This is a genomic window from Streptococcus sp. HMSC063B03, from assembly GCF_001836965.1.
GTDB classification, from domain to species: domain Bacteria; phylum Bacillota; class Bacilli; order Lactobacillales; family Streptococcaceae; genus Streptococcus; species Streptococcus pneumoniae_F.
The window spans coordinates 63,330-71,851 of record NZ_KV831030.1 but is presented as its reverse complement, the minus strand read 5'-3'; the positions used below and the strand labels follow the sequence as shown (position 1 = coordinate 71,851).

At 40.2% G+C, this 8,522-nt stretch carries 9 protein-coding genes, 1 other RNA gene and 1 pseudogene; all 11 read left to right on the top strand.

Features of this window, described 5'->3' with window-relative positions:
* Positions 1-1,029: pseudogene (locus HMPREF2628_RS04705) on the top strand (IS3 family transposase); the annotation flags it as partial.
* Between the two features lie 235 nt (positions 1,030-1,264).
* On the top strand, positions 1,265-1,501 hold the full coding sequence (gene comW / locus HMPREF2628_RS04700) for a sigma(X)-activator ComW (RefSeq protein ID WP_049487499.1): 237 nt from the start codon (positions 1,265-1,267) through the stop codon (positions 1,499-1,501).
* A gap of 230 nt (positions 1,502-1,731) precedes the next feature.
* Entirely contained in the window at positions 1,732-3,018 is a 1,287-nt protein-coding gene (locus HMPREF2628_RS04695) for an adenylosuccinate synthase (protein WP_004237599.1), read from the top strand.
* A gap of 199 nt (positions 3,019-3,217) precedes the next feature.
* A complete protein-coding gene (gene tadA / locus HMPREF2628_RS04690) occupies positions 3,218-3,685 on the top strand; it encodes a tRNA adenosine(34) deaminase TadA (protein ID WP_049499058.1) in 468 nt (155 codons plus the stop codon).
* Positions 3,686-3,717: 32 nt separating this feature from the next.
* Positions 3,718-3,815: signal recognition particle sRNA small type (gene ffs, locus HMPREF2628_RS04685), an RNA gene on the top strand.
* A 56-nt stretch (positions 3,816-3,871) separates the two neighbouring features.
* Positions 3,872-4,315, top strand: coding sequence for a dUTP diphosphatase (locus HMPREF2628_RS04680; RefSeq protein WP_000701987.1), 444 nt, complete (start codon positions 3,872-3,874; stop codon positions 4,313-4,315).
* Positions 4,266-4,832, top strand: coding sequence for a histidine phosphatase family protein (locus tag HMPREF2628_RS04675; RefSeq protein ID WP_180364275.1), 567 nt, complete (start codon positions 4,266-4,268; stop codon positions 4,830-4,832). The genes HMPREF2628_RS04680 and HMPREF2628_RS04675 overlap by 50 nt, the downstream gene beginning before the upstream one ends.
* 13 nt (positions 4,833-4,845) lie before the next feature.
* Positions 4,846-6,207, top strand: coding sequence for a DNA repair protein RadA (gene radA / locus HMPREF2628_RS04670; RefSeq protein WP_083320523.1), 1,362 nt, complete (start codon positions 4,846-4,848; stop codon positions 6,205-6,207).
* Between the two features lie 70 nt (positions 6,208-6,277).
* A complete protein-coding gene (locus HMPREF2628_RS04665) occupies positions 6,278-6,973 on the top strand; it encodes a TIGR00266 family protein (protein ID WP_049491939.1) in 696 nt (231 codons plus the stop codon).
* A gap of 159 nt (positions 6,974-7,132) precedes the next feature.
* Positions 7,133-7,630: a beta-class carbonic anhydrase gene (locus HMPREF2628_RS04660; protein ID WP_070842477.1), complete on the top strand. Its 498-nt coding sequence runs from the start codon at positions 7,133-7,135 to the stop codon at positions 7,628-7,630.
* A 24-nt stretch (positions 7,631-7,654) separates the two neighbouring features.
* Complete coding sequence (locus HMPREF2628_RS04655; protein ID WP_049491944.1) at positions 7,655-8,470, top strand: PrsW family intramembrane metalloprotease; 816 nt, start codon at positions 7,655-7,657, stop codon at positions 8,468-8,470.
* The last annotated feature ends 52 nt before the right edge of the window (positions 8,471-8,522 follow it).

The window sequence follows — 8,522 nt, the reverse complement described above, 5'->3', positions numbered from 1 at the left end:
CGGGTATACTATTGTTGAGAAAACAAGAGGGAGAGTACCTAAAATTGGACGTAAGCCAAAAAAGAGACCTGAAGAGAGGACAGAATTAGAACGTCTTCAAGCAGAAAATGACTACCTGAGAGCGGAGAATGTCATCCTAAAAAAGTTGAGAGAACTCCGATTGAAGGAGAAAAAAGAGAAAGAAGAAAGACCGAAATTGTTCAAGAATTAATGACTGAGTTTTCGTTAGATATTCTTCTAAAAGCCATTAAACTAGCTCGTTCGACTTACTACTATCACTTGAAACAGCTAGACAAACCAGATAAGGACCAAGAGCTTAAAGCTGAAGTTCAATTAATTTTTATCGAACACAAGGGAAATTATGGTTATCGTCGGATTCATTTAGAACTAAGAAATCGTGGTTATCTGGTAAATCAGAAAAGAGTTCAACGCTTGATGAAAGTACTCAATTTACAAGCTAAAATGCGACAGAAACGAAAATATTCTTCTCATGGTAAGAAGGCAGATAATCTCATTCAACGTCAATTTGAAGGCTCTAAAACAATGGAAAAGTGCTACACAGATGTGACAGAATTTGCCATTCCAAATAGCACGCAGAAATTGTATTTATCGCCTGTTTTAGATGGCTTTAATAGCGAAATTATTGCCTATAATCTTTCAACTTCACCGAACTTAGCACAAGTAAAAACCATGTTGGAACAGTCCTTCACAGAGAAGCACTACGAGAATACGATTCTCCATAGTGACCAAGGTTGGCAATACCAACACGATGCTTACCATCGGTTCCTAGAGAGTAAGGGAATTCAAGCATCCATGTCGCGCAAGGGTAACAGCCCAGACAACGGTATGATGGAGTCCTTCTTTGGGATTCTGAAATCGGAGAAGTTTTACGGTTATGAGAAGTCGTTTCAGTCGCTTAAGCAATTGGAACAAGCCATTGTAGACTATATTGATTACTACAACAACAAACGAATTAAGGTAAAACTAAAAGGACTTAGCCCTGTGCAATACAGATTGGGGTCAGTACAATCTGATGCTATGCGTTTTCTTAATTTAAGATTTTTGCCTCAGTCTCTTTTAGTATTTAACACAGTTAATAAGGTCTATAATAGTCTAATTTAGGTAGTAAATTTGTTCCTATTCTGTCAACTTTTTCTATTTGTTTTCTTGTTGAGGTTGGTTTTTAAGCAATTCAGGATTTGATAATAACTGTCTATAATTTTTTGCTAGAATAAGCTTATAAAAAGTAAAGGGGTATAGGCTTATGTTACAAAAGATTTATGAGCAGATGACGGATTTTTATAGAAATATTGAAGAAGAGTATGGTACGTTCTTCGGAGATCATTTTGACTGGGAACATTTTCATTTTAAATTTTTGATTTATTATCTTTTCCGATATAGCATTGGGAATCATCGGGATTTTATTGTTTACCATTATCGTGTTGCTTATCGTTTGTATCTTGAAAAATTGATAATGAAACAAGGTTTTGTTGCTTGTTGAGACAGTATGAGTTAATTTCCGAACAAATTTAATTTTTTGTGGGAAAATAATGATAAATAGCCGGAATTTTTTCTAAAACATTTTTTAATAGTTGGAAATAGCAAATCTTTCTATTGTTTCTTCTTGATAAAAAGGCGATTTTTTCTTATAATAAATTGTAAGATATAATTGCAGGTGAGAGTCCTGCCATGTATGTGAGAAAGGAAGAGCCTGAGGGCTCAGACAAGATTATGACTTCAGTTGTTGTTGTAGGTACCCAGTGGGGTGATGAAGGTAAAGGGAAGATTACAGACTTCCTTTCAGCGAATGCAGAAGTGATTGCACGTTACCAAGGTGGTGATAATGCAGGTCACACGATTGTGATTGATGGTAAGAAATTTAAGTTGCACTTGATTCCATCTGGAATTTTCTTCCCTGAAAAAATCTCTGTTATTGGTAACGGAATGGTTGTAAATCCTAAATCTCTTGTAAAAGAGTTGAGCTATCTTCATGAGGAGGGTGTGACAACTGATAACTTGCGTATTTCTGATCGCGCGCATGTTATTTTGCCTTATCATATCGAGTTAGACCGTTTGCAAGAAGAAGCTAAGGGCGACAATAAGATTGGTACTACAATTAAGGGAATTGGTCCTGCTTATATGGACAAGGCTGCTCGTGTTGGGATTCGTATTGCAGATCTTTTGGATAAAGATATTTTCCGTGAGCGTTTAGAACGTAACCTTGCTGAAAAGAATCGTCTTTTTGAAAAATTGTATGACAGTAAAGCGATTGATTTCGATGATATTTTTGAAGAGTATTACGAATATGGTCAACAAATCAAGAAATATGTGACAGACACATCTGTTATTTTGAATGATGCGCTTGATAACGGTAAACGTGTGCTTTTTGAAGGTGCACAAGGTGTTATGCTAGATATCGACCAAGGTACTTATCCATTTGTTACGTCATCAAACCCTGTAGCTGGTGGTGTGACAATTGGTTCTGGTGTAGGTCCAAGTAAGATTGACAAGGTTGTTGGTGTATGTAAAGCCTATACGAGTCGTGTAGGAGACGGTCCTTTCCCAACTGAGTTGTTTGATGAAGTGGGAGAACGTATCCGTGAAGTGGGTCATGAATATGGTACAACAACTGGTCGTCCACGTCGTGTCGGTTGGTTTGACTCAGTTGTGATGCGTCATAGCCGTCGTGTTTCTGGTATTACTAACCTTTCATTGAACTCTATCGATGTTTTGAGTGGTTTAGATACTGTGAAAATCTGTGTGGCCTATGATCTTGATGGTCAACGTATTGACTACTATCCAGCTAGTCTTGAGCAATTGAAACGTTGCAAGCCTATCTATGAAGAGTTGCCAGGTTGGTCAGAAGATATTACTGGAGTTCGTAATTTGGAAGATCTTCCTGAGAATGCGCGTAACTATGTTCGTCGTGTGAGTGAATTGGTTGGCGTTCGTATTTCTACTTTCTCAGTAGGTCCTGGTCGTGAACAAACAAATATTTTAGAAAGTGTTTGGTCCTAAGAGATTTTTAAGATTTGTTTAAGATAGGTCGGGTATACTATAGACAGTTACAAGAAGACCTCCTAACTTGTTGTAACAAATATCCTAAACTTTTCTTTTTCATAATAATCTCCCTATAAAGTCACCGCATTCGGTGGCTTTTTTTGTGTTGGGATTCATGATATAATAATAAAACTGACAAGTAGGAAAAGGGAAATTGATGAATTATACAGTTGAAGAAAAAGAAGTCTTTATGAGAGAGGCATTGAAAGAGGCTGAGATTGCTCTTGAACACGATGAAATTCCAATTGGTTGTGTGATTGTCAAGGACGGAGAAATCATTGGCCGTGGGCATAATGCGCGTGAGGAACTGCAGCGAGCGGTTATGCATGCGGAGATTATGGCCATAGAGTATGCGAACCTGAGTGAGGAGAGTTGGCGCTTGCTGGATTGCACGCTTTTTGTGACCATTGAGCCTTGTGTCATGTGTAGTGGGGCAATTGGCCTCGCCCGTATTCCCAACGTGGTCTATGGGGCAAAAAACCAGAAATTTGGCGCTGCTGGGAGTTTGTATGATATCTTGACAGATGAGCGTCTCAATCATCGTGTAGAGGTTGAAACGGGAATTTTGGAAGATGAATGTGCAGCTATTATGCAGGACTTTTTTAGAAATAGACGGAAAAAATAATTTTGCTTTTAAAATGAATGGGAATGTGATATAATAAATAGTGGAGCAACAGTTCTGCGTGAAGCGGGTCAGGGGAGGAATCCAGCAGCCCTAAGCGATTTGAATTGTGTGCTCTTTTTTTCGTGCTTTTTCCGAATAAATAAGATAGAATAATCTAGAATAAATGATAATAGAAAAGAGAAAATTATGAAAATTCGTGGTTTTGAATTGGTTTCTAGTTTTACAGATGAAAATTTATTGCCCAAGCGTGAGACAGCGCATGCGGCTGGTTACGACTTAAAGGTTGCTGTGCGTACGGTTATTGCTCCAGGAGAGATTGTCTTGGTTCCGACAGGAGTTAAGGCTTATATGCAACCGACTGAGGTTCTTTACCTTTATGATCGTTCTTCAAACCCTCGTAAGAAGGGCTTGGTTTTAATTAACTCAGTTGGGGTCATTGATGGGGATTATTATGGCAATCCTGGGAATGAAGGGCATATTTTTGCGCAGATGAAGAATATCACAGACCAAGAAGTTGTTCTTGAAGTTGGGGAACGTGTGGTTCAGGCTGTCTTTGCTCCTTTCTTAATTGCAGATGGAGATGCGGCAGACGGCGTGCGGACTGGTGGATTTGGATCGACAGGGCACTAGGATGAAGATTATCTTTGTGCGTCACGGGGAGCCAGATTATCGTGAGTTAGAGAAGCGTTCTTATACGGGATTTGGGATAGATTTGGCACCCTTATCTGAGAAGGGACGGCAGCAGGCTCAGGAATTGAGCACCAATCCTTTATTCCCTTCAGCTGAAATAATCGTATCTTCTGCAGTCACAAGAGCTTTAGAAACGGCTTCTTATGTGGCTTGTGTTACTGGACTTCCTTTGAGAGTGGAACCATTATTGCATGAATGGCAGGCCTATGAAAGTGGCACAGATAATTTTGAAAAAGCTCGTACTATGTTTCTAGAAAATAAGGGGGAGTTACTTCCTAATAGTCCTATTCAATATGAGACAGCTACGGAGATGAAGTCTCGTTTTCTAGAATGTATGGTTAAGTATCGAGATTACCAGACCGTGATAGTGGTAACTCACAATATGCTCATGCGTCAGTTTGTGCCAAATGAGAAGATTGATTTTTGCCAAGTAATTGAGTGTGAGTTAGAGATATAGAAAGAGGTTTATCATCGCAAAGAAAAAAGCGACATTTGTATGTCAAAATTGTGGGTATAATTCCCCTAAATATCTGGGACGTTGTCCCAACTGTGGGTCTTGGTCTTCCTTTGTAGAAGAGGTTGAGGTTCCCGAGGTCAAGAATGCGCGTGTGTCTTTAACAGGTGAGAAAACCAAGCCCATGAAACTGGCTGAAGTGACCTCCATCAATGTCAATCGAACCAAGACAGAGATGGAGGAATTCAACCGTGTACTTGGAGGCGGAGTGGTACCAGGAAGTCTCGTCCTCATAGGTGGGGATCCTGGAATTGGGAAATCAACCCTTCTCCTACAAGTCTCAACCCAGTTGTCCCAAGTGGGGACGGTTCTCTATGTCAGTGGGGAGGAATCTGCCCAGCAGATTAAGCTAAGAGCAGAGCGATTGGGTGATATTGATAGCGAGTTTTATCTCTATGCAGAGACCAATATGCAGAGTGTTCGAGCTGAGGTGGAGCGCATCCAGCCAAACTTCCTCATTATTGACTCCATTCAGACCATTATGTCTCCAGAGATTTCAGGGGTACAGGGGTCTGTTTCTCAAGTGCGTGAGGTGACAGCTGAACTTATGCAGCTGGCCAAAACTAATAACATTGCCATATTTATCGTAGGGCATGTGACTAAGGAGGGAACTCTGGCTGGTCCGCGTATGTTGGAGCATATGGTGGATACGGTGCTTTACTTTGAAGGGGAACGCCACCATACATTTCGTATTTTAAGAGCGGTCAAAAATCGTTTTGGTTCTACTAATGAGATTGGGATTTTTGAGATGCAGTCGGGCGGCTTGGTTGAGGTACTCAATCCGAGTCAAGTTTTCTTAGAAGAGCGTTTGGATGGAGCAACTGGTTCATCAATCGTTGTGACCATGGAAGGGACGCGTCCGATTTTGGCGGAGGTTCAGGCTTTGGTAACACCGACCATGTTTGGAAATGCTAAGCGTACAACGACAGGACTTGATTTTAATCGTGCTAGTTTGATTATGGCTGTTTTGGAAAAGCGGGCAGGTCTTCTTTTGCAAAATCAGGATGCTTATCTTAAATCTGCTGGCGGTGTCAAATTGGATGAACCTGCCATTGACTTGGCCGTTGCAGTTGCCATTGCTTCGAGTTATAAAGACAAGCCAACTAATCCTCAGGAATGTTTTGTAGGCGAACTGGGCTTGACAGGAGAAATTCGGCGCGTGAATCGTATCGAGCAACGCATCAATGAAGCTGCTAAACTGGGCTTTACTAAGATTTATGTACCTAAGAATTCCTTGACAGGAATTACTCCACCCAAGGAAATTCAGGTCATTGGAGTAACAACGATTCAGGAAGTTTTGAAAAAGGTATTCTCCTAATAGTTATGGTCAGCTTTAGATGACTAATTATTTTATTGCTAACATTTATTAAAACAAGGAGGAATTTCTTATGAAATTTTCTATGGACAGTCATATGCAATTTCCTTTGGTAGAGTTGTCACTCAATCAAGGAGAAACGGTCTTTATTCAGCGCGGTAGCATGGTCTACCATACACCTAATGTAAGTCTCAATACCCAGCTCAATGCAAGCGGTTCTGGTTTGGGACGTTTTGTCAAAGCTGTAGGGCGTTCAATGGTTTCTGGTGAAAGCACCTTCATTACTCAAGCTGTAGCAGAGTCTGATAACGGGAACCTTGCTCTAGCACCAGATACTCCTGGGCAAGTAATTGCTCTTGAACTAGGTGAAAAACAATATCGACTGAATGATGGGGCTTTTCTAGCTCTTGATGGTACAGCTTCCTATACTATGGAGAGTCAGTCTATTGGTAAAGCTCTGTTCGGAGGGCAAGGCGGTCTCTTTGTGATGACTACCCAAGGCCAGGGAACTCTCTTGGCCAATGCTTTTGGCTCTATCAAGAAAATTGAGCTACAAAACCAAGAAATAACCATTGACAATGCCCATGTGGTGGCTTGGAGTCAATATTTGGACTATAATATCCACTTAGAAAATAGCTTCTGGCAGTCTATTGGTACAGGCGAAGGAGTGGTGAATACCTTCCGAGGAACTGGTGAGGTCTACGTACAAAGTCTCAATCTTCAGAGCTTTGCAGGATCGCTCAATAAGTATATCCAAAAAGGTTCATAAAAATAAAACTAGGACAGAAGCCCAAGCTAGAAGCTGGATGTCTCTGTCCCAGTTTTTTTATATGAAGGTTGACAACTGACAAGACAAAGAAAAGATGGTAAGATAGGATATAAATAATTTGGTGTTCAAATTATCTGATAGACTAGAAAGTGAGTTGTCATGTCCTATTTTGAAAATTTTTTAAAAGCCAATCAAGCCTATGTAGAACTGCATGGAGATCTTCATTTATCAATCAAACCAAAGACCAAGGTTGCAATCGTAACCTGTATGGACTCGCGTTTACACGTTGCGCCAGCTCTTGGGTTGGCTCTGGGAGATGCTCATATTTTGCGGAATGCTGGAGGGCGAGTGACAGATGATATGATTCGCTCGCTTGTGATTTCCCAGCAACAAATGGGGACAAGGGAAATTGTGGTGCTCCATCATACAGACTGTGGTGCACAGACCTTTGAAAATGGTCCTTTTCAGGAGTATTTAAAAGAGGAACTAGGTGTCGATGTGTCAGATCAGGATTTCTTGCCCTTTCAAGATATAGAGGAGAGTGTACGCGAGGACATGCAACTTCTTATCGAGTCTCACCTAATACCAGACGATGTTGTTATTTCAGGTGCGGTTTACGATGTGGATACAGGAAGGATGACAGTCGTAGAATTATAAATACTTCATTTAGAAAGAAAGTGTATGAAGAAAAACAGCATTTTATTTATTTTTATCTTATTGCTATGTATTGGTTTACAATATGAAACCATCTACTATACGGATGGTTTGATGTCAGGTGCGGAATATGGACTCATGGGAGTTTCTATCTTTCTAGCTCTCTTTTACATGATTCCGGCTCTTTATTTCCTTTTCCGTATTGGGAAAAAATGGGAATTGCCAAAGAAGGCCTTGATTCTGTCTTTATTGGGTGGGATGTTCCTTGCAGGCTGGTTGTCTAGCTTTGCTAATACCTATATCCATGATTTACTGGGCATTCTTTTCCCAGATAGTGCATTTTTAAATGCCTTTGAAAGTGCTATTGTGGCTCCTTTGGTAGAAGAACCCTTGAAATTGTTACCACTTGTCTTTGTTTTAGCTTTGATTCCTGTGCGAAAATTAAAATCTTTGTTTTTACTAGGGATTGCTTCTGGTTTGGGATTTCAAATGATTGAGGATATTGGCTATATTCGTACGGATTTGCCAGAGGGATTTGACTTTACTATTTCGAGAATTTTAGAGCGTATCATCTCAGGAATTGCCTCTCACTGGACTTTTTCAGGTCTGGCTGTAGTAGGTGTTTACTTGCTTTACAGAGCCTATAAAGGGCAGAAGGTTGGCAAGAAACAGGGGCTTATTTTCCTAGGTTTAGCCTTGGGAACTCACTTCTTGTTTAATTCTCCTTTTGTTGAATTGGAGACAGAGTTGCCTTTAGCGATTCCAGTGGTTACGGCTATTACTCTCTATGGTTTTTATCAGGCTTATCGTTTTGTTGAGAAACACAATGAGTTGATGAACTAGAATATTTTTTAAAAGAATGATGCAAGGGTACAAATATGGTGCCCTTCTTTTA